At 71.2% G+C, this 24559-nt stretch carries 24 protein-coding genes and 1 pseudogene; 18 read left to right on the plus strand and 7 right to left on the minus strand.

Features of this window, described 5'->3' with window-relative positions; genetic code table 11:
* Nucleotides 1-102: 102 nt before the first annotated feature.
* The 8 genes from ald to ACZ5SK_RS43305 all read left to right on the plus strand — a co-directional run bounded on the left by ald (nt 103) and on the right by ACZ5SK_RS43305 (nt 8061).
* Nucleotides 103-1218, plus strand: coding sequence for an alanine dehydrogenase (gene ald, locus ACZ5SK_RS43270; RefSeq protein WP_334583844.1), 1116 nt, complete (start codon nt 103-105; stop codon nt 1216-1218).
* Nucleotides 1219-1631: 413 nt separating this feature from the next.
* The gene (locus ACZ5SK_RS43275) at nt 1632-2771 is read left to right on the plus strand and encodes a ParA family protein (RefSeq protein ID WP_334583527.1); all 1140 of its coding nucleotides are present in this window, start codon (nt 1632-1634) and stop codon (nt 2769-2771) included.
* Between the two features lie 41 nt (nt 2772-2812).
* A complete protein-coding gene (locus ACZ5SK_RS43280; protein ID WP_334583526.1) occupies nt 2813-3346 on the plus strand; it encodes a hypothetical protein in 534 nt (177 codons plus the stop codon).
* A gap of 18 nt (nt 3347-3364) precedes the next feature.
* Nucleotides 3365-4432, plus strand: coding sequence for a segregation and condensation protein A (locus ACZ5SK_RS43285; protein WP_334583525.1), 1068 nt, complete (start codon nt 3365-3367; stop codon nt 4430-4432).
* 53 nt (nt 4433-4485) lie between these two features.
* Nucleotides 4486-5055 (plus strand): SMC-Scp complex subunit ScpB, encoded by a 570-nt coding sequence (gene scpB, locus ACZ5SK_RS43290; RefSeq protein WP_231976495.1) that lies wholly within the window; start codon nt 4486-4488, stop codon nt 5053-5055.
* Nucleotides 5055-6242, plus strand: a complete 1188-nt coding sequence (locus tag ACZ5SK_RS43295; protein ID WP_334583524.1) for a pseudouridine synthase — start codon at nt 5055-5057, stop codon at nt 6240-6242. Before scpB ends, ACZ5SK_RS43295 begins: the two co-directional genes overlap by 1 nt.
* 83 nt (nt 6243-6325) lie before the next feature.
* A complete protein-coding gene (locus tag ACZ5SK_RS43300; RefSeq protein ID WP_079665169.1) occupies nt 6326-7045 on the plus strand; it encodes an NUDIX hydrolase in 720 nt (239 codons plus the stop codon).
* Complete coding sequence (locus ACZ5SK_RS43305) at nt 7042-8061, plus strand: ADP-ribosylglycohydrolase family protein (RefSeq protein WP_334583522.1); 1020 nt, start codon at nt 7042-7044, stop codon at nt 8059-8061. The genes ACZ5SK_RS43300 and ACZ5SK_RS43305 overlap by 4 nt, the downstream gene beginning before the upstream one ends.
* Here ACZ5SK_RS43305 and ACZ5SK_RS43310 read toward each other — a convergent pair whose 3' ends face one another.
* Together ACZ5SK_RS43310 and ACZ5SK_RS43315 are read right to left on the minus strand one after the other, a co-directional pair.
* Nucleotides 8062-8478 (minus strand): Rieske (2Fe-2S) protein, encoded by a 417-nt coding sequence (locus ACZ5SK_RS43310; RefSeq protein ID WP_334583521.1) that lies wholly within the window; start codon nt 8476-8478, stop codon nt 8062-8064.
* Nucleotides 8475-8612: pseudogene (locus tag ACZ5SK_RS43315) on the minus strand (DUF6529 family protein); the annotation flags it as partial. The pseudogene ACZ5SK_RS43315 and the gene ACZ5SK_RS43310, both read right to left, overlap by 4 nt.
* 110 nt (nt 8613-8722) lie before the next feature.
* Between ACZ5SK_RS43315 and aroH the strand changes: the two are divergent.
* The 5 genes from aroH (at nt 8723) to der (ending at nt 13229) form a co-directional block, all read left to right on the plus strand.
* On the plus strand, nt 8723-9085 hold the full coding sequence (gene aroH / locus ACZ5SK_RS43320; RefSeq protein WP_079663241.1) for a chorismate mutase: 363 nt from the start codon (nt 8723-8725) through the stop codon (nt 9083-9085).
* Nucleotides 9082-10167, plus strand: a complete 1086-nt coding sequence (locus tag ACZ5SK_RS43325) for a prephenate dehydrogenase (protein ID WP_334583520.1) — start codon at nt 9082-9084, stop codon at nt 10165-10167. The genes aroH and ACZ5SK_RS43325 overlap by 4 nt, the downstream gene beginning before the upstream one ends.
* 159 nt (nt 10168-10326) lie before the next feature.
* Nucleotides 10327-11013: a (d)CMP kinase gene (gene cmk / locus ACZ5SK_RS43330; protein ID WP_334583519.1), complete on the plus strand. Its 687-nt coding sequence runs from the start codon at nt 10327-10329 to the stop codon at nt 11011-11013.
* A 56-nt stretch (nt 11014-11069) separates the two neighbouring features.
* Nucleotides 11070-11657: a lysophospholipid acyltransferase family protein gene (locus ACZ5SK_RS43335; RefSeq protein ID WP_443041413.1), complete on the plus strand. Its 588-nt coding sequence runs from the start codon at nt 11070-11072 to the stop codon at nt 11655-11657.
* An 87-nt stretch (nt 11658-11744) separates the two neighbouring features.
* Nucleotides 11745-13229, plus strand: a complete 1485-nt coding sequence (gene der, locus ACZ5SK_RS43340; RefSeq protein WP_334583517.1) for a ribosome biogenesis GTPase Der — start codon at nt 11745-11747, stop codon at nt 13227-13229.
* 114 nt (nt 13230-13343) lie between these two features.
* On the opposite strand, the gene ACZ5SK_RS43345 is transcribed toward der, so the two are convergent.
* Complete coding sequence (locus ACZ5SK_RS43345; protein WP_334583516.1) at nt 13344-13751, minus strand: hypothetical protein; 408 nt, start codon at nt 13749-13751, stop codon at nt 13344-13346.
* Between the two features lie 146 nt (nt 13752-13897).
* Nucleotides 13898-14680, minus strand: a complete 783-nt coding sequence (locus ACZ5SK_RS43350) for a hypothetical protein (RefSeq protein WP_334583515.1) — start codon at nt 14678-14680, stop codon at nt 13898-13900.
* Between the two features lie 541 nt (nt 14681-15221).
* Here ACZ5SK_RS43350 and ACZ5SK_RS43355 point away from each other — a divergent pair.
* Both ACZ5SK_RS43355 and ACZ5SK_RS43360 read left to right on the plus strand, forming a co-directional pair.
* Nucleotides 15222-15932, plus strand: coding sequence for a LysM peptidoglycan-binding domain-containing protein (locus ACZ5SK_RS43355; protein WP_334583514.1), 711 nt, complete (start codon nt 15222-15224; stop codon nt 15930-15932).
* A gap of 435 nt (nt 15933-16367) precedes the next feature.
* On the plus strand, nt 16368-16583 hold the full coding sequence (locus tag ACZ5SK_RS43360; protein ID WP_099937628.1) for an I78 family peptidase inhibitor: 216 nt from the start codon (nt 16368-16370) through the stop codon (nt 16581-16583).
* A gap of 142 nt (nt 16584-16725) precedes the next feature.
* On the opposite strand, the gene ACZ5SK_RS43365 is transcribed toward ACZ5SK_RS43360, so the two are convergent.
* Complete coding sequence (locus ACZ5SK_RS43365) at nt 16726-17790, minus strand: phosphatase PAP2 family protein (protein ID WP_468577705.1); 1065 nt, start codon at nt 17788-17790, stop codon at nt 16726-16728.
* 234 nt (nt 17791-18024) lie between these two features.
* Nucleotides 18025-19191: a mannosyltransferase family protein gene (locus ACZ5SK_RS43370; protein WP_334583512.1), complete on the minus strand. Its 1167-nt coding sequence runs from the start codon at nt 19189-19191 to the stop codon at nt 18025-18027.
* Nucleotides 19192-19552: 361 nt separating this feature from the next.
* On the opposite strand from ACZ5SK_RS43370, the gene ACZ5SK_RS43375 reads away from it, so the two are divergent.
* Together ACZ5SK_RS43375 and ACZ5SK_RS43380 are read left to right on the plus strand one after the other, a co-directional pair.
* Nucleotides 19553-21148, plus strand: a complete 1596-nt coding sequence (locus ACZ5SK_RS43375) for an MFS transporter (RefSeq protein WP_457495724.1) — start codon at nt 19553-19555, stop codon at nt 21146-21148.
* A 165-nt stretch (nt 21149-21313) separates the two neighbouring features.
* The gene (locus ACZ5SK_RS43380; RefSeq protein ID WP_457495725.1) at nt 21314-22504 is read left to right on the plus strand and encodes an acyl-CoA dehydrogenase family protein; all 1191 of its coding nucleotides are present in this window, start codon (nt 21314-21316) and stop codon (nt 22502-22504) included.
* A gap of 43 nt (nt 22505-22547) precedes the next feature.
* On the opposite strand, the gene ACZ5SK_RS43385 is transcribed toward ACZ5SK_RS43380, so the two are convergent.
* Nucleotides 22548-22985, minus strand: a complete 438-nt coding sequence (locus ACZ5SK_RS43385) for a cell division protein SepF (RefSeq protein WP_319335491.1) — start codon at nt 22983-22985, stop codon at nt 22548-22550.
* Nucleotides 22986-23308: 323 nt separating this feature from the next.
* Here ACZ5SK_RS43385 and ACZ5SK_RS43390 point away from each other — a divergent pair, with 323 nt between their 5' ends.
* A complete protein-coding gene (locus tag ACZ5SK_RS43390) occupies nt 23309-24517 on the plus strand; it encodes a DUF5685 family protein (protein ID WP_334583843.1) in 1209 nt (402 codons plus the stop codon).
* Nucleotides 24518-24559: the final 42 nt, after the last annotated feature.

Here is a 24559-nt window from a genome sequence, read left to right on the forward strand (position 1 = left end):
CTCTGCCGCACGTTCTCCTGCGGTGCATCCCGGTGTGCCCTATACCTCCGGGTATGTCTTCGCTGTACCCCCACACCCTCTGAGCCAAGGACCGTGATCGACGTGAAGGTCGGCATCCCCCGCGAGGTCAAGAACAACGAGTTCCGGGTGGCCATCACCCCCGCCGGTGTGCACGAGCTCGTGCGCCACGGCCACCAGGTCGTCATCGAGCGGGGCGCCGGCCTCGGCTCGTCGATCCCGGACGAGGAGTACATCGCCGAGGGCGCCCGGATCCTGGACACCGCCGACGAGGTCTGGGCCGACGCCGACCTGCTGCTCAAGGTCAAGGAGCCCATCGCCGAGGAGTACCACCGCCTGCGCAAGGACCAGACGCTCTTCACGTACCTGCACCTGGCCGCCTCCAAGGAGTGCACCGACGCGCTCATCCAGTCCGGCGCCACGGCGATCGCCTACGAGACCGTCGAGCTCCCCAGCCGCGCCCTGCCGCTGCTCGCGCCGATGTCCGAGGTCGCGGGCCGGCTCGCCCCGCAGGTCGGCGCCTACCACCTGATGCGCTCGGTCGGCGGCCGTGGTGTGCTCCCCGGCGGCGTCCCCGGCACCCAGCCGGCGCGGGCCGTCGTCATCGGCGGCGGCGTCTCCGGCTGGAACGCCACGCAGATCGCCGTCGGCATGGGCTTCCATGTCACGCTGCTCGACCGCGACATCAACAAGCTGCGCGAGGCCGACAAGGTCTTCGGCACCAGGGTCCGGGCGATCATGTCCAACGCCTTCGAGCTCGAGAAGGCGGTCCTGGACGCCGACCTCGTCATCGGCGCCGTCCTCATCCCGGGCGCCAAGGCGCCGAAGCTGGTCACCAACGAGCTCGTGTCCCGGATGAAGCCGGGAAGTGTCCTTGTCGACATCGCGATCGATCAGGGCGGTTGCTTCGAGGACTCCCGTCCGACCACTCACGCCGAGCCGACCTTCCCGGTCCACAACTCGGTCTTCTACTGCGTCGCCAACATGCCCGGCGCGGTCCCCAACACCTCCACCTACGCCCTCACCAACGCCACGCTGCCCTACATCGTCGAACTCGCCGACCGGGGCTGGGTGGAGGCGCTGCGCCGTGATCCCGCGCTGGCCAAGGGCCTCAACACCCATGACGGCAAGGTCGTTTACCGCGAGGTCGCAGAGGCGCACGGACTGGAGCACGTGGAGCTGGAGACCCTGCTCGGCTGAGCCGCCCACCCCATCGAACGGCCAAGTCGACGCTGGAAAAAAGCGATACGTCAACAGAGTCCGTCAACCTCGCGCACCCGGCCGGACCTTGCCCGACAAGGTCCGGCCGGATGTGTGTATGGTCACTTTGCGGCTCTCGGTCAACTCGCCTCGAACGTAACCCTTCGACCGATTCGCACACCGGTGAAACCTGCCGTGCGACGGCCGTACGCCCTTGACAGCGGGATGTTTCATTGCCGACACATCGGGCCGGGTCCGGCGGATTGTGTTGCTGCGGACGCCCGACACGCCATAGAGTCGCCAACCGTCGGCATGGTGCCACGCTGACCTTGTCTAGAAGTTTCCTGGTCACCAAGGAGGTAAGACGACTTGTGAATGAGTCGACATTTTCTCCCGGGGGTGGTCATCCAGGAATGCCTACGCGGGGCCAGGGTTCCGCGGGGCTCGAGGCTGTCGGCTCCGTCGCTGTCCGAACCTTCGCAGCCCATCAGAGCCAGACCAGCCCCCTATTGGCTCAGCCAGCACTTTCCCAGAGCATGGATGGCCATCACGTGAACGCCATGGCCGGCGACGGAAGTGGCGCGCCCCACAACCACTTCGCCGACTACGACGAACTGCCCGACGGGCACTTCTACGATCCCGATGCCGAGTACGAGCCGGACCCGGAGTACGCGGCCACGCTCGCGCCCGACGCGGCCCGACAGCGCCGTGAGCGCGTCGGTCCGACCGGACGCCCGCTGCCGTACTTCCCGATCCCGGGCCCGCTGACCCAGCACGGTCCCGCGACGATCATCGCGATGTGCAACCAGAAGGGCGGCGTGGGCAAGACGACGTCGACCATCAACCTGGGTGCCGCGCTCGCCGAGTACGGCCGTCGCGTGCTGCTCGTGGACTTCGACCCGCAGGGCGCGCTGTCGGTCGGTCTCGGCGTCAATCCGATGGAGCTCGACCTCACCGTCTACAACCTGCTCATGGAGCGGGGCATGGCGGCGGACGAGGTGCTCCTGAAGACGGCGGTCCCCAACATGGACCTGCTGCCCAGCAACATCGACCTGTCGGCCGCCGAGGTGCAGCTGGTCTCCGAGGTCGCGCGCGAGTCCACGCTCCAGCGTGCGCTCAAGCCGCTGATGGACGACTACGACTACATCGTCATCGACTGTCAGCCCTCGCTCGGCCTGCTCACCGTCAACGCCCTCACGGCGGCGCACAAGGTGATCGTGCCGCTGGAGTGCGAGTTCTTCGCCCTCCGAGGCGTGGCGCTGCTCACCGAGACCATCGAGAAGGTCCAGGAGCGGCTCAACCCGGAGCTGGAGCTCGACGGGATCCTCGCCACGATGTACGACTCGCGCACCGTGCACAGCCGTGAGGTGCTGGCACGGGTCGTCGAGGCGTTCGACGACCACGTCTACCACACGGTCATCGGGCGCACGGTCCGCTTCCCGGAGACCACGGTCGCCGGTGAGCCGATCACCACGTACGCCTCCAACTCCGTCGGCGCCGCCGCCTACCGTCAGCTCGCCAGGGAGGTGCTCGCCCGGTGTCACGCCGAGTGAGTCTGCCGGGGGCCGACGAACTCTTCCGTACGACAGGGGGAATGGCACTCCAGCCGTCCGCGCCCCGGCGCTCCGTCAACGGTGAGGCGCGGGTGCCCGCGCCGGCCGGCGAGAGCGACGGGGTGGCGGCCGGCGGTGCGCAGGACGCGCCGCAGGCCGTGCCGGCGCAGGGCGGTGACGGCGAGGGCGCCGAGCACGCGCCGGCCGAGGCGGGCCAGAGCGACGCCGGGGAGTCCCGTACCCGGGGCACCGCCGGGGAGCGCTCGGAGCGCCGTCAGGGCGCGCAGGAAGGTTCTGCCGCGGACGCCTCCGGCGAGGGGCAGCCGCGCAAGCGCGGGGGCCGGGCGGCCTCCCGGCGGCCCAGCGGCCGGGAGCGGCACGACGAGAAGATCACCGTCTATGTCTCCGCCGAGGAGCTCATGGACCTGGAGCACGCCCGGCTGGTGCTCCGCGGCGAGCACGGGCTGGCCGTGGACCGGGGGCGCATCGTCCGCGAGGCGGTCGCCGTGGTCCTCGCCGACCTGGAGAGCCGCGGGGACGCGAGCATCCTCGTACGACGACTGCGCGGGCGCTAGCGGTAGCCTGCGGGGGCCATGACCTCGAACGACGTCCCAGCCCCCGGCCCCGGCGCAGCAGCCGGCCGTCGGCGTGCGCTGGGGCGGGGACCGGGGGCGGCGCCTGATCCGACTCCGGTTCCAGCCCCGACTCCACTTTCGGTTCCGGTGCCAGTTCCGGTTCCGGTGGAGGAGCCGGTGGAGGAGCCGGTACCCGATGCTGCGGAAACGGTTGCTCCGCCACCCCTTTCCGAGCCCCGGGAGGCTCCCGGGCCCCAGGAAGCCCCCGACGGTGTCTTCAAGGTCCGGCTCGCCAACTTCGAGGGGCCCTTCGACCTGCTCCTCCAGCTGATCTCCAAGCACAAGCTGGACGTCACCGAGGTCGCGCTGTCCAAGGTCACCGACGAGTTCATGGCGCACATCCGGGCCATGGGGCCGGACTGGGACCTCGACCAGACGACCGAGTTCCTGGTCGTGGCCGCCACTCTGCTCGATCTGAAGGCGGCCCGGCTGCTACCTGCCGCGGAGGTCGAGGACGAGGCCGACCTGGCGCTGCTGGAGGCCAGGGACCTGCTGTTCGCCCGCCTGCTGCAGTACCGGGCCTACAAGCAGGTCGCCGACATCTTCACGCACCGGCTGGAGCACGAGGCCCGCCGCTACCCCCGTACCGTCGGCCTCGAACCGCACCACGCCGAGCTGCTGCCCGAGGTGGTCATCAGCATCGGCGCGGAGGGGTTCGCCAAGCTCGCGGTCAAGGCGATGCAGCCCAGGGCCAAGCCGCAGGTGTACGTCGACCACATCCACGCGCCGCTGGTGAGCGTGCAGGAGCAGGCCCAGATCGTCGTCGCCCGGCTGCGGGAGCTCGGCGAGGCCAGCTTCCGGGTGCTCGTCGAGGACACCGACGACACCCTCACCGTCGTGGCCCGCTTCCTGGCGCTGCTGGAGCTGTACCGGGAGAAGGCCGTCGCCCTGGACCAGGAGACCGCGCTCGGGGAGCTGCTGGTGCGCTGGACCGGCGGGGACGACGACGTGCAGCCGAGGGTCACCGACGAGTTCGACCGGCCGCCCGAGGAGCCCGAGGAGCCCGAGAAGGAGACGAAGACGTGAGCGAGGAGACCGTCGCCGCACTGGACCTCAAGCCGGCCCTGGAGGCCGTCCTGATGGTCGTCGACGAGCCCGCGACCGAGGAGCACCTCGCGAAGATCCTCCAGCGGCCCCGGCGGCAGATCGCCGACGCGCTGCGCGAGCTGGCCGACGAGTACACCGTGCAGGGGCGTGGCTTCGAGCTCAGGCTCATCGCGGGCGGCTGGCGGTTCTACACCCGGCCCGAGTACGCGGCGGCCGTCGAGGGCTTCGTCCTGGACGGGCAGCAGGCCCGGCTCACGCAGGCCGCGCTGGAGACCCTGGCGGTCGTCGCGTACCGCCAGCCGGTCAGCCGCAGCAGGGTCTCCGCGGTGCGCGGAGTCAACTGCGACGGCGTCATGCGCACGCTGCTCCAGCGCGGTCTCGTCGAGGAGGCGGGCGCGGAACCCGAAACAGGTGCGATCCTGTACGTGACGACGAACTACTTCCTGGAGCGGATGGGCCTGCGCGGTCTGGACGAGCTCCCGGAGCTCGCGCCCTTCCTCCCGGAGGCGGAGGCGATCGAGGCCGAGACCCAGGAAGGCGTGCCGTCGTTCGATCCGGACGCTCCGGATTCCGAGGACGCAGACGACAAGACGGAACTTTGATGCGAAGCAGCAGCGGCAGGAACAGCAGCGGAAACAACGGCGGGAGCCGTGGTGGCAACAGCGGCGGCCGCGGCGGGAGCAGCGGTGGCAACAGCGGTGGCCGCGGCGGGAGCAGCGGTGGCAACAGCGGTGGCCGCGGCGGGAGCAGCGGTGGCCGCGGTAACTACCGCGGCGCCGGGAACGGCCGCGACGACCAGCAGGGCGGCCGGCCGAAGAAGCCGCGCCCCGAAGAGCGGCGCTACGACGTAGGCCCGGGCGGCACCCACGAGGGGCCGAAGTCCGGGCGCGGCGCCTCCGCGCGCGGCGGCGCCAAGGGCGGGCCCAAGCAGGGCCAGGGCACCGGGCGCGGCCGTTCGGTCCCGGCGACTTCGCGCGAGTACGAGGCGCGGGCCGAGGAGCGCAACCGCGAGCGGTACGCGAACAAGAAGGACGTCAAGCTCCCCAAGACCTTCCCGGGCGCCGAGCAGGAGGGCGAGCGGCTGCAGAAGATCCTCGCGCGCGCGGGCTACGGCTCCCGGCGGGCCTGCGAGGAGCTGATCGAGCAGGCGCGCGTCGAGGTCAACGGCGAGATCGTGCTCGAGCAGGGCAAGCGGGTCGACCCGGAGAACGACGAGGTCAAGGTCGACGGCCTGACGGTCGCGACGCAGTCGTACCAGTTCTTCTCGCTGAACAAGCCGGCCGGCGTCGTCTCCACGATGGAGGACAACGAGGGCCGTCAATGCCTCGGCGACTACGTGACCAACCGCGAGACGCGGCTGTTCCACGTGGGCCGGCTCGACACCGAGACCGAGGGCGTCATCCTGCTCACCAACCACGGCGAGCTGGCGCACCGGCTGACCCACCCCAAGTACGGCGTGAAGAAGGTCTACCTCGCGCACATCGTGGGCCCGATCCCGCGTGACCTCGGCAAGAAGCTCAAGGACGGCATCCAGCTGGACGACGGGTACGCCAAGGCGGACCACTTCCGGGTCGTCGAGCAGACCGGCAAGAACTACCTGGTCGAGGTGACCCTGCACGAGGGCCGCAAGCACATCGTGCGCCGGATGCTGGCGGAGGCCGGCTTCCCGGTCGACAAGCTGGTGCGCGTCGCCTTCGGCCCGATCACCCTGGGCGACCAGAAGTCGGGCTGGCTGCGCCGGCTGTCCAACACCGAGGTCGGCATGCTCATGAAGGAAGTCGACCTTTAGGGACTCCTGAAGCTTCAAGGGCTTGTGCGTGACCGCACCCTCTTTTTATAGTCGTGCTGACTATTAAAAAGGGGGTGTTGGTCATGCCGGGCTACGACAAGCACGCCCACGAGCCCTTCGCCGTCACCGTCGACCTCGCCGTCCTGACCCTGCGCGCAGGCCTCCTGCACGTCCTGCTCGTCGAGCGCGGCCAGGAGCCGTACGCCGGCCGGTGGGCGCTGCCCGGGGGCTTCGTGCTGCCCGACGAGTCCGCGGAGACGGCCGCCCGGCGCGAGCTCGCCGAGGAGACCGGCCTGAAGGACGTCTCCGGGCTCCACCTGGAGCAGCTGCGCACCTACAGCGAACCCGACCGTGACCCTCGGATGCGGGTCGTCTCCGTCGCCTTCGCGGCCCTGCTGCCCGACGCCCCCGAGCCGACCGGCGGCGGCGACGCGGCCCAGGCGCGCTGGCTGCCGTACGACGCCGTCGAACCGCTCGCCTTCGACCACGACCGGATCCTGGCCGACGCCCACGACCGGGTCGGCGCCAAGTTCGAGTACACCTGCCTCGCGACCGCCTTCTGCCCGCCCGAGTTCACCCTCGGCGAGCTCCAGCAGGTCTACGAGACGGTGTGGGGGACCGGGCTCGACCGGCCCAACTTCCGGCGCAAGGTGCTCGCCACCCCGGGCTTCGTCGAAGCCGTGCCCGGCGCCGCACGTCTGACCGGCGGACGCGGCAAGCCCGCCGCCCTCTACCGCGCGGGCACCGCCACCGCGCTCCATCCGCCCCTGCTGCGACCGCCCCGGGAAGGACGTTCCGCATGACCACCTCCACCACCGTCAGGAAGCGCGCCACGGGGTCCCTGCTGGGACTCGCCCTGGGGGACGCGCTCGGGTTTCCGACCGAGTTCATCGGCGTGCAGAAGATCCAGGAGTGGTACGGGCCCTGGCGCTCGCTGGACCTGCCCAAGCCCGCGCGTGTGTCCGACGACACCCAGATGACGCTGGCGCTGGGCCGCGGACTGCGTGCGGCCATGGACCGCGGGCTGCTCACCCCCGAGGGCCTGGCGCAGCCGCTGCGGAAGGAGTTCGTCGACTGGTACCGCTCGCCCGACAACAACCGCGCGCCCGGACGCACCTGCCTGGAGGCGTGCGGTCTCCTGCAGAGCGGCATGCCCTGGCAGGACGCCAGCCGGATCGGCTCCAAGGGCTGCGGCGCCAACATGCGCGTCGCCCCCCTCGGGCTCGCCCCCGGGCTCAGCGACGAGCAGCGGGCCGGGGCCGCCCAGCTCCAGTCCGCCCTCACCCACGGGCACCCCACCGCGCTCGCCGCCTCCGACCTCACCGCCCACGCCGTGCGGCTGCTCGCACACGGCGCCGACCCGGCCGCCCTGCTCGGGCTGCTGCGCGCCTACGCCCTCGACAACCGCTCCCACTACCACCACCGCTGGCTCGCCGACCTGTGGACCCGCAGCCAGGACCCGACCCCTGAGCACTTCATCGCGCGCGGCTGGGACGACTGCCTGGGCGTGCTGGAGCGCCTTGAGCAGACGCTGCGCGATCCGTCACCCGAGACCGATCCGTGCCTGGTCGCGGGGGAGGGGTGGATCGCCGAGGAGGCCATGGCCGCCGGCCTGCTGTGCTTCCTGCTGTTCCCCGACGAACCGGTGACCGCGTTGCGCCGGGCCGCCTGCTCGTCCGGGGACTCCGACTCCATCGCCTGTCTGGCGGGCGCCTTCGCGGGCGCGTACGCCGGGGCCGACGCCTGGCCGACGGAGTGGGCGGACCGGATCGAGTACCACGGGGAGCTGATGACGCTCGGGGCCCTCTGGGACCAGTGATCACGCCAGCTTGATCGTGCCGCCCGTGACCGTGATCTGCTCCGTGGGCAGCGGCTTCGGCGCCGGACCGCCGGCCACCGAACCGTCGGCGATGTGATATTTGCTGCCGTGGCACGGGCAGTCGATGGTGCCGTCCGCGACCGTGCTCACCGTGCAGCCCATGTGGGTGCAGATCGCGGAGAAGGCCTTGAAGTCGTCCTTCGTCGGCTGGGTGACGACGACCTTCTCGTCCGCGAAGATCTTGCCGCCGCCCACGGGGATGTCGGTCGTCTTCGCCAGTTCCTGGCCGGCGGTGGCCGACGGCCTTCCGGACGAGGACGACGAGCCGCTGTCACCGCAGCCCGCCGTGAGCGCTGCTGCCGCTGTCGCGCCTCCCGTCGCCAGGAGGACCGTGCGCCGTGTCGCGGGGAGAGTCATGTCGTCACTCCGAAGGTGCGGAAGAGCCAGAGGGTTGAGGTCGGCGGGAGTCGCTCCGAACGGAGCAGCAGCATCCTGGCACCGAAGGCGCCGAAGATGAAGCAACCCGGGAGGGAGCGCCACATAACGCGCGTTCCATTGCGGAGTGTCTCAGCGATCGGGCGACGCGCACCGGTCCCGCGTGGGCTGACTAGGCTGGACGTGCCAAGAGCCGTACATCAGCACTTCAGCGAGGAGCAGCGCCGTGGCGGTACGAGCGGTCCGGGGAGCCGTCCAACTTCAGCGCGACGAGGCCGGGCACATGGACGAGCAGGTCGCGGCCCTGCTCACCGCCGTCCTGGAGCGGAACTCCCTCAGCGCCGACGACCTGATCAGCATCTGGTTCACGGCCACACCCGACCTGCACAGCGACTTCCCGGCGGCCGCGGCCCGGGGGCTCGGCATCGTCGACGTGCCGCTGATCTGCGCCCAGGAACTCGACATCGAGGGCGCCATGCCGCGGGTCGTCCGCATCCTCGCGCACATCGAGTCCGACCGGCCGCGCGCCGACATCCACCACGTCTACCTCGGCGCCGCGGGCGCCCTGCGCAAGGACATCGCCCAGTGAGGACCGCGCTCGTCCTCGGTACGGGGCTGATCGGCACGTCCGCCGCGCTGGCTCTCGCCCAGCGGGGCGTCGTCGTCCACCTCGCCGACCACGACCCCGAGCAGGCCCGTACGGCCGCCGCGCTCGGCGCCGGCACCGACGAGGAACCCGAGGGCCCGGTCGACCTCGCGATCGTCGCCGCCCCGCCCGCCCATGTCGCCGGTGTCCTCGCCGACGCGATGCGCCGCGGGGTGGCCCGCGGCTACCTGGACGTGGCCAGCGTCAAGGGCGGGCCGCGCCGTGAGCTGGAGGCGCTCGGCCTCGACCTGTCGGCGTACATCGGCACGCACCCCATGTCGGGGCGGGAGAAGTCCGGGCCGCTGGCCGCGACCGGCGACCTCTTCGAGGGCCGGCCCTGGGTGCTGACCCCGACCCGGGACACCGACACCGAGGTGCTGAACCTCGCCCTGGAGCTCGTCTCGCACTGCCGGGCCGTGCCGGTGGTCATGGACGCGGACGCCCACGACCGCGCGGTGGCCCTCGTCTCCCACATGCCCCACCTGGTCTCCAGCATGGTCGCCGCGCGCCTGGAGCACGCCGAGGAGGCCGCCGTACGGCTGTGCGGGCAGGGCATCAGGGACGTCACCCGGATCGCCGCCTCCGAACCCGGGATGTGGATCGACATCCTGTCCGCGAACCCCGGGCCGGTCGCCGATCTGCTCACCGACGTCGCCGCCGACCTGGAGGAGACGGTGCAGGCCCTGCGCGCCCTGCAGTCCTCCGACGACGCCAAGCGCCGCGAGGGCGCCGGCGGCATCGAGGACGTCCTGCGCCGCGGCAACGCGGGCCAGGTCCGGGTCCCCGGCAAGCACGGGGCCGCTCCGCGGGTGTACGAGGTGGTCGCGGTGCTGATCGACGACCAGCCGGGGCAGCTGGCCCGTATCTTCGCGGACGCGGGGCAGGCGGGCGTCAACATCGAGGACGTACGTATCGAGCACGCGACCGGGCAGCAGGCGGGCCTGGTGCAGCTGATGGTCGAGCCGAGGTCGGCGCCGGTTCTCACGGCGGCGTTGCGGGACAGGGGCTGGGCGATCCGGCAGTAGGCACCCGGTGTTGGTGTGGGCCCTGCCGGGGACTGCCGCCCCCAGACCCCCGCGTGCTGAACAGGGGCGGCCGGACGAGTGACGAGTGCCCGGTAACCTTGTGCGGGGCACAGTCGCGCCCCGTACCTCCACCGCCTCGCACCAGGAAGGTGTCCACCCGTGGAAAACGGCGCCGCCCAGCCCGTGATTGTCGCCATCGACGGTCCCTCCGGCACGGGCAAGTCGAGCACGTCCAAGGCCGTGGCCGCCCGGCTCGGGCTGAGCTACCTGGACACCGGCGCCCAGTACCGGGCCATCACGTGGTGGATGGTGAACAACGGGATCGACATCGAGGACCCCACGGCGATCGCCGCCGTCGCCGGCAAGCCCGAGATCGTCTCCGGGACCGACCCGGCCGCCCCGACCATCACGGTCGACGGCACGGACGTGGCCGCGCCCATCCGCACCCAGGACGTCACCGCCAAGGTCAGCGCGGTGAGCGCCGTACCGGAGGTGCGGGCCCGGATCACCGAGCTGCAGCGCTCGCTGGCGGCCTCCGCCGAGCGCGGGATAGTCGTCGAGGGCCGGGACATCGGTACGACCGTGTTGCCCGACGCCGACCTGAAGATCTTCCTCACCGCCTCGCCGGAGGCCCGCGCCGCCCGCCGCAGCGGCGAGCTGAAGGGCGCGGACGTCCACAGCACCCGCGAGGCGCTGATCCGGCGGGACGCGGCAGACTCCTCCCGCAAGACCTCCCCGCTCGCCAAGGCGGACGACGCCGTCGAGGTGGACACCACCGAGCTGACGCTCACCCAGGTCATCGAGTGCGTTGTCACCCTCGTCGAGGAGAAGCGAGCCGCGAAGTGAGCGAACTGCCCACCGAGAGGGGCGCCGAGATCGGGCGGCGGATCGGCGTCGGCCTGATGTACGGGCTGTGGAAGCCGCGCGTGCTGGGCGCCTGGAAGGTGCCCGCGAGCGGCCCGGTGATCTTCGCGGTCAACCACTCCCACATGGTCGACGGCCCGATGGTCATCGGCGTGGCGCCCCGGGCGTCGCACTTCCTGGTCAAGAAGGAAGCGTTCGTCGGCCCGCTCGGCCCGTTCATGACCCGCGTCGGCCAGATCAAGGTCGACCGCGACACCACCGACCGCACGGCGATCACCCACGCGCTGGGTGTGCTGGAGAACGGCGGGGTCCTCGGGATCTTCCCGGAGGGCACCCGGGGCGAGGGCGACTTCGCCGCCCTGCGCGCCGGGCTCGCCTACTTCGCCGTCCGCAGCGGCGCGCCGATCGTGCCCGTCGCCGTGCTGGGAAGTTCCGAGCGGCGCGGACGGTTGATAAAGGCGCTGCCCCCGCTGCGCTCCCGCGTCGATGTCGTCTTCGGCGACCCGTTCGACGCGGGCGACGGCAGCGGACGGCGTACCCGCAAGGCGCTGGACGAGGCGACCGAACGCATCCAGAAGCAGCTGGCCGCCCACCTGGAAAACGCCAGGCGCCTCACCGGGCGCTGAGCGACACTGAATACCGAGTAGTGGATCAACCCGAACGAAACGGGTGCTCCACCGATCACCACGAATGAACGACGAGGTACGGACTTCATGAACGACCACACCCAGCCCGACGGCTCGGACGGCTTCGAGCACGATCACGGGGCGCTCGGCGACGCCGAGTACGCGGAGTTCATGGAGCTCGCCGCGATCGAGGGCTTCGACCCGGAGGACGTCGAGGGGGCGATCGAGGCCGCCGGCCACGGGCCGCTGCCGGTCCTCGCCGTCGTCGGCCGCCCGAATGTCGGCAAGTCGACCCTCGTCAACCGGATCATCGGGCGGCGCGAGGCGGTCGTCGAGGACAAGCCGGGCGTCACCCGTGACCGGGTCACGTACGAGGCCGAGTGGGCGGGCCGTCGCTTCAAGGTCGTCGACACCGGCGGCTGGGAGCAGGACGTCCTCGGCATCGACGCCTCCGTGGCCGCACAGGCCGAGTACGCGATCGAGGCGGCCGACGCCGTCGTCTTCGTCGTGGACGCCAAGGTCGGCGCCACCGACACCGACGAGGCGGTGGTCCGGCTGCTGCGCAAGGCCGGCAAGCCCGTCGTGCTCGCCGCCAACAAGGTCGACGGCCCGAGCGGCGAGGCCGACGCGGCCTACCTGTGGTCGCTGGGTCTCGGCGAGCCGCACCCCGTGTCCGCGCTGCACGGCCGCGGCACCGGCGACATGCTGGACGCCGTCCTGGAGGCGCTGCCCGAGGCGCCCGAGCAGAGCTTCGGCGCCGCGGTCGGCGGGCCGCGCCGCATCGCGCTCATCGGCCGTCCGAACGTCGGCAAGTCCTCGCTGCTGAACAAGGTGGCCGGCGAGGAGCGGGTCGTCGTCAACGAGATCGCGGGCACCACTCGGGACCCGGTCGACGAGCTGATCGAACTCGGCGGCGTCATCTGGAAGTTCGTCGACACGGCGGGCATCCGCAAGCGCGTCCACCTCCAGCAGGGCGCCGACTACTATGCCTCGCTGCGTACCGCGGCCGCCGTCGAGAAGGCCGAGGTGGCGGTCATCCTGATCGACGGCTCCGAGTCCATCTCGGTCCAGGACCAGCGGATCGTCACCATGGCCGTCGACGCGGGCCGCGCGATCGTCATCGCCTACAACAAGTGGGACACCCTCGACGAGGAGCGCCGCTACTACCTGGAGCGCGAGATCGAGACCGAGTTCGGCCAGGTGGCGTGGGCGCCCCGGGTGAACGTCTCGGCGCGCACCGGGCGGCACATGGAGAAGCTGGTCCCGGCGATCGAGACCGCTCTGGCCGGTTGGGAGACCCGCGTCCCGACGGGCCGGCTCAACGCCTTCCTCGGCGAGCTGGTCGCCGCCCACCCGCACCCGATCCGGGGCGGCAAGCAGCCGCGCATCCTCTTCGGCACCCAGGCCGGCACCAAGCCGCCGCGGTTCGTGCTCTTCGCCTCCGGCTTCATCGAGGCGGGCTACCGGCGCTTCATCGAGCGCCGGCTGCGCGAGGAATTCGGCTTCGAGGGGACGCCGATCCATATCTCGGTGCGGGTGCGCGAGAAGCGCGGCGGCAACAAGAAGAAGTAGCGGTGACATGACTGGAGGGCGGCACCCGCGACGGGTGCCGCCCTCCAGCCACGTCCGGACCGCACGGACCCGCAACGGCCTCGAACGGCTCTGGCCGACCCTGGTAGGGCCGGGTCAGAAGGTCCTTCTCGGGGCCGGCGGGAGTGCCGCCGGGACGTGGTGCATCGCGGTGGGCGTGGGCTGCTGGCCGATCTGCCCGACCCGCTGCCACTGGGACTGCTGCCCGATGCCGTGCCGCGCGCTCTGCGCCCCCGCGCTGTAGGCGCTGTACGAGCTGCTGAACGAGCCCGGGCGGGGCGGCGCGTACGAGCCCGTGCCGTGCGGGATGTTCCCGAAGGCGGTGAACCCCAGATCGTCCTCGCCGCTGCGGTCACCCGGCAGCGAGCGGAACGTCTTGACGTACTCGGAGTAGAGAGCGTCGTAGATCGGCGTGGCCGATGGGCCGCCCTGGGAGTCCTGAGCCGGTCGCGCGGACGGGATCGACTGGTAGGACGGGCGGCGGGGAACGTCGTAGGTGTGCACGTATGTCCAAACGACACGTGACGTGAAGAGATGCGGTTGTGCGGTGCACCCGAAGGGGTGCGGGGCCGCGGTTCGGACGGCCTTTCAGCCGCCGTGCGCCCGCAGTCCCCGCCCGGTCCTCGCCCGGCCTCGCCCCGTGGGCGGACTCAGGTACCGGCGAGAGGAAGAGCCGCTCCCACCAACTGCCCGTTCGCCGCGGCCTTGTCGAGCGCGTCCCGCAGCAGGTCCTCCCTGGGCTGGCGCCCGATCGAGCCGACCGGCGCCGCGAACATCAGCACCTGCTGGTGCTTGTTGGCGGCGGCCCGCCACCCCTCCGTCACCTGCAGCGGCTGGTGCGCCTGCCACCAGGCGACCGGCTGCCCGCCGGTCGACGAGGGCTGGAGGACGGCGTGCAGCTGCCCCATCGCCAGCAGCACGGACCAGCCGTGCTGCACCGGCGGCACCTCGGTCAGCTCGCTCAGCGGCATGAAACCCTGCTCGATGAGGAGGGGCAGGAAGTCGTCGCCGGCGCCGGTCGTGCCGGGCCGCACGATGGGCGCGGTCGGCTCGACGACCAGGGCGGGGTGCAACTCCCCGGCGATCAGGACGAGTCCGCTGGTCACGCCGAGCACGGCCTGCTCGGGTACGACCTTGTCCGGGTCCAGGTCGACGGTGTCGCCGCTGATGGAACGGACCGCGCCCTGGAGCTGCTCCTCAGTGACCTGGACGACCTGCGAGGGCAGGCAGGTCGCGTGGGCGAAGGCGAGGACGGCGGTCTCGTCCCCGATGAACAGGACGGTGCTGGTGCGCTCGTTCTCGGAGTCGCCCGGGGTGCGGCAGGACGTGCAGTCGTAACTGCCCGGGGCGTTGTCTCCGGCGAGCAGCCGGTCGGCTTCTTCGTCGCCGATCTCGGCGCGTACCTCGTCGCTGACGTCGAGCATGCGCGGCACGGGTGGCTCCCTCGGATGCGGTGCGTGGGCGAGGCCGGGTGGCTCCGGCTCGTGGTCCGGGTCGATCCCCGGCTCATGAAGGAGACAACGGGCGATCTGTGGCGGGAGTCACGCTGCACGGCGAACGGAATCGAACCATCTTGCACGAGTGGTCACACTGTGTGCAGACCCCATTACTCCATGTCAAGTAACGGGGAGGTTACGGAACTTGGCCCGGTGAACTGACTCACAGTTTGTTCGAGTACCTGGTCGACAAAACGCGAAATGAGCGAATGAAGTAGGTGGCCGGAATTGGCCGCTACCTGCGGTAACTGCCAACTGGCCTGGGACAACAGGGAGTTGGTTGATAACGGGTCGTCAGGGTCCCTAGATTGCTCCGCCGTGTGCAGCGAGCACCGCTCGGGTACGTCCGCCGGCCGCGCAGAGCCAGACAACGCGCAGCACGACCGTCGGCGGACGGGACGGAGCGCGACGACCGCGTCCTTGCGCGGCCGATGCGCTCCGGTCAGGGGGAAGCCCGGGTCCGTAGAGAGGGATCTACATGTCCGAATGTGCCGATAACCACACCCGCAAGTCGTCGCTCAAGACGGCGGTCCTCGCAGGGGCGGTCCTGCTCGCCCCCCTCGGACTGCTGTCCGCGACCGGCAACGCCGCGGCGGCCGACAGCGGGGTGTGGGACCGCATCGCCCAGTGCGAGAGCGGCGGCAACTGGCACATCAACACCGGCAACGGGTACTACGGCGGGCTGCAGTTCTCCGCCTCCACCTGGGCCGCGTACGGCGGAACCGCCTACGCGTCCACCGCCGACAAGGCCGGCAAGGCACAGCAGATCTCCGTCGCGGCCAAGGTGCAGAAGGCACAGGGCTGGGGCGCATGGCCGACGTGTTCGGCGCGCGCCGGAGCGTCCGGCAGCGCTCCGTCCAACGGTTCGTCCTCCGGTACGTCGGGTTCCGCCGAGTCGAGCTCCTCCAGGTCCGGTTCCTCGAAGTCGTCGGGTTCCTCGAAGTCCTACTCCGGCTCCTCGAAGTCCGGTTCGTCAAAGTCGCCGAGTTCCTCGGCGGCGGCGGAGCGCTCGACGAGCCAGACCTCGCGCGGTACGTCCCGTGGCGACTACACCGTCCGCCAGGGCGACACCCTCAGCACCATCGCGGCCCGGCACGGGCTCACCTGGCAGCGGGTCTACGCCGCCAACCAGGCCGTCGTCGGCGGCGACCCCGACCTGATCGTGCCCGGCCAGCGCCTCGTGCTCTGACCCTCCCCCGCCGGGACCAGGTGGCCCCCTCCGGTTCGACGACCGGATGGGGCCACTACGGCTCTACGGCCGCGCCGCGCGCGGGTCCGGAGCGGCGGCGACGGGGTGCGGAGGCGGTGTGGGCAGGCCGTGTATTTCCTATGAGCAGTCAGCTCCGGGACCCGCCCGGAATCGAAATGCGACGGGGTCCGAAGACAGTTCTCCGCGCGCTTTCCTCCGGGATATTCGCGGCGGCAGCCCGACACGCGGGAATTGCGTTCGAATACACGCGGAAGGCCTAGGGAACCGCCCGTACGTGTGAGGGACCGCCGCGCAGGAACTCATGTTCCGGCGGTCGAAACGCGTGTCGTGATCCTGTGACAGAAGTGTGACCGGAGTGATCCACGGCACCGGTTTGGGGTTCCCGGAGCGCGGCTCGCGGCCTAGCGTGGCGGTATGGCACCGAATCCCACTCCGCCAGCGGAGCCCCAGGACAATCCGGACGGGTACGTCGGCCTTGAGGCCGCACGCGCCGAGCGGCTCGCGCGTGAACGGGGGTGGTCGACGGTGCGTTCCCTGGCGCCCGGCACGATCGTCACCATGGAGTACCGCTTCGGGCGGCTGAACTTCGAGGTGAGCGACGGCCACGTGACCCGCGCCTGGAAGGGCTGAGAGAGGTACGGCGAAGCGCTGAGAGAGACACGGCGAAGGCCCCGGTTCCTGGCTTGGGAACCGGGGCCTTCGTATGGGGGACCGGGTTGTGCGTACCGGGGTTCCGCCGTCGTGGGGTGGCGTGGGGCGGTGTTCGCGGAGGTCAGCCGCCCGTCAGGGGGCGGGTGGCCGTCGCCGAGGCCGCCGTGCCGCGCGGGAGACGGTCGGCGTGCGGGGGGCGGCGGCTGCCGGCCGGCGTGACCGGGGTGCGCTCCGAGCGGGTCGTGTGCGGGCCGGGGGCCAGGTAGACCGGCGCGCGGGGCGAACGCGCCGGAGCGACCGGCTCGTGCGCCGCGGGCGGCTCGTCCGGGACCGTGGTGCGCGGCTTGAGCGGCACGGACACGGCGACGGGGGCGGGGGCGGGGGTGGGGGCCGCCGGAACCGGAAGGGGGACCGGGAGCGTGCCCGCGCGGCGCGCACGTCGGCGATCGCGCAGGGCGAAGATCGAGACCTCGGCGCGGGCGATCAGCGGCTCGCACCAGGGCAGCGCCAGCAGGACCAGCAGACCCGCGGCCCAGCCCAGCACCACGTCGCTCAGCCAGTGCGTACCGAGGTAGACGGTGGTGAGGCCGACGCCCAGCGAGACCACCGCGGACGCGGCGGACAGCCAGCGGCGAGCCCTCGGCGTGGAGGCCAGATACGCCAGGATTCCCCAGGTCACCACGGCGTTGGCGGTGTGGCCGCTGGGAAATATATCGCCGCCCAGGCCCATCTCGTTCGAGCCGATGGTGGTCGCGTAGTGCGGTCCGAGCCGCCCCATGCCGAGTTTCGCGGTGCCGACGGTGATGTTCAGCAGCAGCAGCGAGGCGCCCAGCGTGAGCATCGGGCGCAGGGTGTGCTGACGCCAGGATCTCCAGCCGAGCCAGGCGGCGACCATGACGGCGGTCGGGCCGCGCTGGCCCAGGACCACGTAGTAGTCGAGGAACGCGTGGATCTCCGGCCACTGCTGGTACGGCCGGAAGAACATGACCTGCCAGTCGAGGCGGACCAGCCACGAGGTGATCACCACGAGCCACACGATCGCCAGATAGAACGCCAGGGTCGCGACGAGCAGGGCGACCCGGTGCCTGCTCATCTTCGGCACATCGATGTGGGCCGGTCGTTCCGGCTCACGATCGAGCCTCGCGAACACCCGGTCCAGACGGGTGAGGTTTTGTTCGGTACGCACCTAAACGACGTTACAGCGAGTGAGCTCGCGACCCGGCCGATTCCGTCGGTTTGTGATGACGATGTGATGTGGGATTGCTCTCAAAGGGGTGTTAATTCCTCTGGAATCACTAATCGCCCGGTCGTCGTTCCCCGTAATTCCTTTGATCATTCCACGGGATGGCTTTAGGGAACTCACGAAAGGATTCACCGAAAAGCAGGAGTCCTCTTACTTCTCTTACGGAGGGCCCGAGTCCTACGGAGGGCCCGAGCCGTTCAGCCACCACGCGCCGTACACGGCCGAAGCCGCCGCGACGCACCCCACCACCAGCGCCGACCTGGACGTCCGCAGCCGGGCGAGAGCCAGGGCGAGCGGCAACAGCAGCGGGAAGGCGGGCAGCAGCAGGCGCGGCTTGGAGCCGAAGTAGCTCGACGCGCACAGGGCGAGCGCGAGGACGACACCCGAGTACACCAGCAGCGGGAGCGGCTGAGCCTGTCTTACACAGACGACGTACAGCCACAGCAGCAGGGTGACGCCGACGATCAGTCCGAGACCGGCGAGGGCCGACGGGAACGACGTGAACTTGTCGGCGACGAAGCGGGCGAAGGCGTACCCGCCGTCGAAGCCGTTGTGCCAGCCCGCCTGCACGTCGAGGTAGCCGAGCGGGCCCTTTCCGGTGTGGTGGCCGACCCACAGGACGTACCCGGCGGCGCCGAGGGGGGCGAGCAGCATGCCGAGGGCGCGGCGGGCGGCGTGCGCGCCCGGTTCGAGCGCCGTGCTGCGGGTTCGCGCGAACGAGACCGCCGCCGAGACCCATACCGCCGCGACCACCGCGAGCCCCACCGGGCGGGTCAGTCCGGACAACGACGCGAGCGCTCCAGCGGTCACCCAGCGGCCGGTGAGTACCGCGTACAGCGACCAGGCGGCCAGCGCGGTGAAGAGCGACTCGCTGTACGCCATCGACTGCACGATCCCGACGGGCAGGACGGCCCACACCAGCACCGCGCACACCCCGGCCCGGCGGCCGTACACGTGATCGGCGACCGCGAAGATCCCCCCGGCCGCGGCGAGCGAGGCGAGCAGGGACACGACGAAACCGGCGTCGGCGTACGACAACGGGGTCACCGCGTGCAGAAGCCTTTCCAGCCAGGGCAGCAGCGGGAAGAACGCGAGGTTGGAGTGCACGTCGCCGTTCGGGAGGCGGACCTCGTAGCCGTATCCCAGCTCGGCGACCCTCGTGTACCAGAGGGCGTCCCAGCGGGCGGTCAGCAGCGTGTACGCGTTCTTGTCGCGGGCGGCGCTCCACCCGACGAGGGCCAGCAGACCCAGGGCGCGTACGGCCGCGTACCCCAGGAGGGCGGGGGCCGCCCGGCGCAGGGTCGCGGAGCCGGGGGGCGTCACGCGCGTCGCAAGATCGGTCACGGGCTCGATTATCGACGGCGTGCCCGGTGCCGGGGACCGCCGGCGGCCGCCGGGGCGCGCGGGCCGGCGCGGAAAGCGGCGCGAGGAGTGGAGCAGGGAGGGAGCGGAGAGGGAGCAGAAAGGGGGCGGAGAAGGGGGCGGAGAAGGGGGCGAAGAGGGGAGCGGAGAGTGGCGTACGCCACATGGTTGGCCGTGGACGGTGAGAGGTCCGCCACGTGGCCGTGGCGCGAACTCGCGTACGCTGCGTTCCACTCGTGTTCGTTTGCGCGGGCCGGAGACCACCGCTCCTCTCCGGCCGAGTCGCGGGGAGTCCCCACCCCGTGAGCCCGCCGGACCGAGGGATCACCTGGGAGGTACGTACATGTCCGGGACGACCACGGCCGCCGCTGCGCTGCGCCGGCGGGCGGCCGGGGCCGGTGCCAATCGCTGGGTCGTCCTGGTGGTGCTGTGCGTCAGCCTGCTCCTGGTCGCCGTCGACGCGACCGTGCTGCACGTGGCGGTGCCCGCCGTCACCGAGGACCTGCGTCCCGACGGCATCGAACTGCTCTGGATCGTCGACACGTATCCGCTGGTCTGCGCCTCGCTGCTGATCCTCTTCGGCACGCTCGGCGACAAGGTCGGCCGCAGAAGGATCCTGCTGCTCGGGTACGCCCTGTTCGGCGTCGCCTCCGCGCTGGCGGCGTTCGCCGGGAGCGCGCAGGTGCTGATCCTGGCGCGGGCGCTGCTGGGCGTGGGCGGCGCGATGATCATGCCGGCGACGCTGTCGATCCTGCGGCAGGTGTTCCCGGACCGGCGTGAGCGCGCGCTCGCGATAGGCATCTGGAGCGCGGTGGCGGCGGTGGGCGCGGCGGTGGGTCCGCTGCTCGGCGGCTTCCTGCTCGAACACTTCTGGTGGGGCTCGGTCTTCCTCGTCAACATCCCGTTGATGCTGGTCAGCCTGCCGGTGGGGAGGCTGCTGCTGCCCGAGTCGCGGGGCGCGGGGGACGGCCCGTGGGACGTCGTCGGCGCGCTGACGGCGGCTGCCGGGCTGTTCGCCGTCGTCCTGGGCGTGAAGCGGCTGGGCGCCGGCGAAGTGGGCCCGTTCACCGTGCTGCCGCTGGCGGTGGGCACGATGCTGCTCGTGTGGTTCGTACGACGTCAGCGGCGTCGCGTCCATCCGCTGGTGGACCTGAGGATGTTCGGGCGGCCGGCGTTCACTACGTCGGTGGGGTGCATCGTGCTGGCGATGCTGGCGCTGGTGGGGCTGGAGCTGATCGCGGCGCAGTACCTGCAACTGGTGCTGGGACTGTCCCCGCTTCAGACGGGGCTACGGCTGCTGCCGCTGACCTTCGCCGCGATGGCGGCGGGGCTGGCCGGGGCGCGGCTGCTGCGGCAGTTCGGGCCGCGGCGGATGGTGTGCGGGGGGTTCGCGCTCACCGCGGTCGCGGTGCTGACGCTCACCGCGATGGGCGGGTCGGACAACGCGGGGCTGCTGCTGGCCGGGTTCGTGCTGCTGGGCTTCGGGCTGGAGACGACGTTGTTCGCGGCGTACGAGTCGATGCTGAGCGAGGCTCCGTCGGAGCAGGCGGGCGGCGCGGCGGCGATCGGGGAGACGTCGTACCAGTTGGGGGCGGGGATCGGGATCGCGCTGCTCGGAAGCGTGATGAACGCGGCGTATTCGCCCGGGTTGGCGTCCGTGCCCGGGGTGCCGGCTTCCGCGTCGGCGGCGGCCGGGCATTCGCTGGGCGAGGCGTATGAGGTCGCCGGGCAGTTGGGCGGGCCGGCCGGGGTCGCGCTGCGGCGGGTCGCGAGGGACAGCTTTGTGCACGGGCTGCATGTCACGTTGTTGGTGAGTGCGGGGTTGTTGTTGCTGGGGGCTGCGATGGCGTTGCGGTTGCCGCGGGTCATGCAGTGCGAGGTCCCTGCGGTGGAGCTGCCCAAGCCCAGGGAAGTCGCGGAGTCCCGCGTCTCGGTGTAGACCTCCCGCCCACGCGCCGCCCGTGCCCCTCGGACAAGCGCTGTCGGTGGCGGCGGTGGGCCGGTGTTCTGGTGGGTGTGCGGTGGGGTGGACTTGTGGGGGACTGGGTCGTAACGTCTCGGGGGATGGTGTGACTAGCGGTGCTAGTTTTTCGGAGGCTTTCTCATGTCCGCGTCCTCGACGTTGCCGCCCTTCGACCCCGCCGACCCGCTCGGGATCGACGATCTGCTGGAGCCGGAGGATCTCGCGGTCCGTGACACCGTGCGGCGCTGGGCGGCGGACCGGGTGCTGCCGTATGTCGCCGAGTGGTACGAGCACGGGGAGCTGCCGGTCATCAGGGAGCTCGCACGCGAGCTCGGGGGGATCGGCGCGCTCGGGATGTCGCTGAAGGGGTACGGATGCGCCGGCGCCGGCGCCGTGCAGTACGGCCTCGCCTGTCTCGAACTCGAAGCCGCCGACTCCGGCATCCGGTCCCTCGTGTCCGTGCAGGGATCCCTCGCCATGTACGCCGTCCACCGGTTCGGCTCCGAGGCGCAGAAGCAGCAGTGGCTGCCCCGTATGGCCGCCGGCGAGGTCATCGGGTGCTTCGGGCTCACCGAACCCGACCACGGGTCCGACCCCGCCGCCATGCGGACGTACGCCAAGCGCGAGGGCGGGGACTGGGTGCTCAGCGGGCGCAAGATGTGGATCACCAACGGGTCCGTCGCCGGCGTCGCCGTCGTGTGGGCGCAGACGGAGGAAGGCATCCGCGGGTTCGTCGTGCCCACCGACACCCCCGGGTTCTCCGCCCCCGAGATCAAGCACAAGTGGTCCCTGCGGGCCAGTGTGACCAGCGAACTCGTCCTCGACGACGTACGGCTGCCCGCCGACGCCGTCCTGCCGGAGGTCACCGGGCTGCGCGGCCCGCTCAGCTGTCTGTCCCACGCGCGCTACGGGATCGTCTGGGGCGCGATGGGTGCGGCGCGGTCGTGTTTCGAGACCGCCGTCGAGTACGCGAAGACCCGGGAGCAGTTCGGGCGGCCCATCGGGGGGTTCCAGCTCACCCAGGCCAAGCTCGCCGACATGGCGGTCGAGCTGCACAAGGGGATTCTGCTCGCCCATCATCTGGGGCGGCGCATGGACGCAGGCCGCCTGCGTCCCGAGCAGGTCAGCTTCGGCAAGCTCAACAACGTACGGGAGGCGATCGAGATCTGCCGGACCGCCCGTACCATCCTCGGCGCCAACGGGATCTCGCTCGAATACCCCGTCATGCGGCACGCCACCAACCTCGAGTCGGTGCTCACCTACGAGGGCACCGTCGAGATGCACCAGCTCGTGCTGGGCAAGGCGCTCACCGGACTCGACGCCTTCCGCTGACCCGACCCCAGGGGCCGGGGCAGGGCCGGTGAGCGGCCCTGCCTCAGCTCTGGTTGAAGAAGCCGTCCGTCCGGTGCCCGGCCGGATCGCCGTTCACGATCTCCGTGTTGGACGGGGTCAGCAGGAACACGCGGGTGGAGACCCGCTCGATCGAACCCCGCAGGCCGAAGATCAGCCCGGCCGCGAAGTCGACGACACGCTTGGCGTCGCCGGGCTCCATGGCCGTGAGGTTCATGATGACCGGCACACCCTCGCGGAACAGCTCCCCGATCGCCCGCGCGTCCCGGAAACTGTCCGGGGTGACGGTGCCGATCCGGCGGCCCTTCTCCTCGGCCGTGTCCGTGGCCACCTTCACACGGGGGTCGGTGACCCAGGCGTCCCCGGAGTCGGTCCCCTCGGAATAGTCGTCGTCGTAGTAACGCTCGTCATCGTTGTCGTCGACGAGGCCAAGCCAGGCACTCGCCTTGCGCACCGATCCCATGGACGCCTCCTCTCACAGCGGTCTTTCTGCTTTCCGCATTCCCCATGGTCGTCCATGATGCGGATGTCGCGCCAAGTGGATAGACGCCGCGCGGGGGGTTTGTGACGGTACTGGTGCACAGCGAATCCGTCGAGAGCCCGCGTCTCCCAAGGGTCCTACCGCATACGGCTGCTGACTGTGAGTGAAATATGATTCTTCGTGGCGGATGGGTGACGCACGGTGCGTCCGGGTGAACCGAGTGCCCCCGATCCGACGTGACAATCGGTCGATAGCATGCCGATAGCATGCGGCAGCTCAATGTCCCAAAGATGACGGGGGTTGTCGTGTTCGGAATTGTCAGGCCGTGCAGTCACCGGCTCGGAGAGAGCCTCAAGACCCAGTGGATGGCGCACCTGTGCGGGCTCTGTCTCGCACTGCGCGGCGACCACGGACAGTTCGCGCGGGTGGTCACCAACTACGACGGTCTGCTCATATCGGTTCTGACGGAGGCTCAGGCCGAGCGGGTCACCGACGGTGGGTGGCGGCGGACGGCGGGACCGTGTCCGCTGCGCGGGATGCGCACCGCGTCCGTCGCGCAGGGTGAGGGCGCCCGGCTCGCGGCCGCCGTCTCGCTGGTGCTCGCCTCGGCCAAGGTGCGCGACCACGTCGCCGACGGGGACGGGCTGCTGGCGCGTCGGCCGGTCGCCGTCGCCGCGCGCCGGGTCGCCGCGAGCTGGGGGCGGGCCGGGGAACGCGGCGGGGCCGCCGTGGGGTTCGACACCGCCGTCCTCGTCGACGCGGTGGACCGGCAGGTCGGCATCGAGGCGCTCGCCGGGCCGGGCACCTCGCTGCTGGCGGTCACCGAGCCCACCGAGACCGCCACCGCCGCCGCGTTCGCGCACACCGCGGTGCTGGCGGGCCGGCCGGGCAACGCCGCGCCGCTCGCCGAGGCCGGCCGCCTCTTCGGACGGCTGGCGCATCTGCTGGACGCCGTCGAGGACCGGACAGCGGATGCGGCGGCCGGCGCCTGGAACCCGCTGACGGCCACGGCCACCCCGCTCCCCGAGGCCCGCCGGCTCGCCGACGACGCCCTGCACGGCATCCGGCTCGCCCTGCGCGATGTGGAGTTCACCGACGGCAGGCTGGCGCATCTGCTGCTCGCGCACGAGCTGGGACGGTCGGTGGACCGGGCGTTCGGCACCTCCTCCTGCGGGCACGCGCACGGCCCGCAGGGAGCCTTCGGACCGCCCACCGGCCCGTACGCCCCCCAGGGACCGGCGGATCCGAACGCCCCCGGCAACCCCTACGGCCATCCCCACGGCAACCCCTTCGGCGGTGAGCCGCCGCGTCCCGACAAGCGGGGATTCTGGGCCGGATGCGCGGTCGCGCTCGGCCTGTGCTGCACGTGCAAGGTGTGCTGCGCCGACGAGTTCGAGGGACCGTGGTCGCGGAAGAAGCACGACGGATGGTGCCGCGACGGCTGCGACTGCGACTGCGGCTGCTGTGACGCGTGCGAATGCTGTGAGTGCTGCGCCTGTGACTGCTCGTGCTGACGTGGCGTCACGTCCCGTGTGCGGGTGCTCATCGTCCGTCGC

This window comes from Streptomyces sp. NPDC031474, from assembly GCF_055581185.1.

Excerpts from the sequence above, each read along its gene's own strand:
- ACZ5SK_RS43275 (WP_334583527.1), top strand. The coding sequence starts at position 1,632 with ATGCCTACGCGGGGCCAGGGTTCCGCGGGGCTCGAGGCTGTCGGCTCC.
- ACZ5SK_RS43300 (WP_079665169.1), top strand. The coding sequence starts at position 6,326 with ATGCCGGGCTACGACAAGCACGCCCACGAGCCCTTCGCCGTCACCGTC.
- ACZ5SK_RS43375 (WP_457495724.1), top strand. The coding sequence starts at position 19,553 with ATGTCCGGGACGACCACGGCCGCCGCTGCGCTGCGCCGGCGGGCGGCC.
- ACZ5SK_RS43380 (WP_457495725.1), top strand. The coding sequence starts at position 21,314 with ATGTCCGCGTCCTCGACGTTGCCGCCCTTCGACCCCGCCGACCCGCTC.
- ACZ5SK_RS43335 (WP_443041413.1), top strand. The coding sequence starts at position 11,070 with ATGTACGGGCTGTGGAAGCCGCGCGTGCTGGGCGCCTGGAAGGTGCCC.
- ACZ5SK_RS43295 (WP_334583524.1), top strand. The coding sequence starts at position 5,055 with ATGCGAAGCAGCAGCGGCAGGAACAGCAGCGGAAACAACGGCGGGAGC.
- scpB (WP_231976495.1), top strand. The coding sequence starts at position 4,486 with ATGGTCGTCGACGAGCCCGCGACCGAGGAGCACCTCGCGAAGATCCTC.
- ACZ5SK_RS43305 (WP_334583522.1), top strand. The coding sequence starts at position 7,042 with ATGACCACCTCCACCACCGTCAGGAAGCGCGCCACGGGGTCCCTGCTG.
- ACZ5SK_RS43310 (WP_334583521.1), bottom strand. The coding sequence starts at position 8,478 with ATGACTCTCCCCGCGACACGGCGCACGGTCCTCCTGGCGACGGGAGGC.
- ACZ5SK_RS43285 (WP_334583525.1), top strand. The coding sequence starts at position 3,365 with ATGACCTCGAACGACGTCCCAGCCCCCGGCCCCGGCGCAGCAGCCGGC.
- der (WP_334583517.1), top strand. The coding sequence starts at position 11,745 with ATGAACGACCACACCCAGCCCGACGGCTCGGACGGCTTCGAGCACGAT.
- ACZ5SK_RS43385 (WP_319335491.1), bottom strand. The coding sequence starts at position 22,985 with ATGGGATCGGTGCGCAAGGCGAGTGCCTGGCTTGGCCTCGTCGACGAC.
- ACZ5SK_RS43360 (WP_099937628.1), top strand. The coding sequence starts at position 16,368 with ATGGCACCGAATCCCACTCCGCCAGCGGAGCCCCAGGACAATCCGGAC.
- ACZ5SK_RS43280 (WP_334583526.1), top strand. The coding sequence starts at position 2,813 with ATGGCACTCCAGCCGTCCGCGCCCCGGCGCTCCGTCAACGGTGAGGCG.
- ACZ5SK_RS43355 (WP_334583514.1), top strand. The coding sequence starts at position 15,222 with ATGTCCGAATGTGCCGATAACCACACCCGCAAGTCGTCGCTCAAGACG.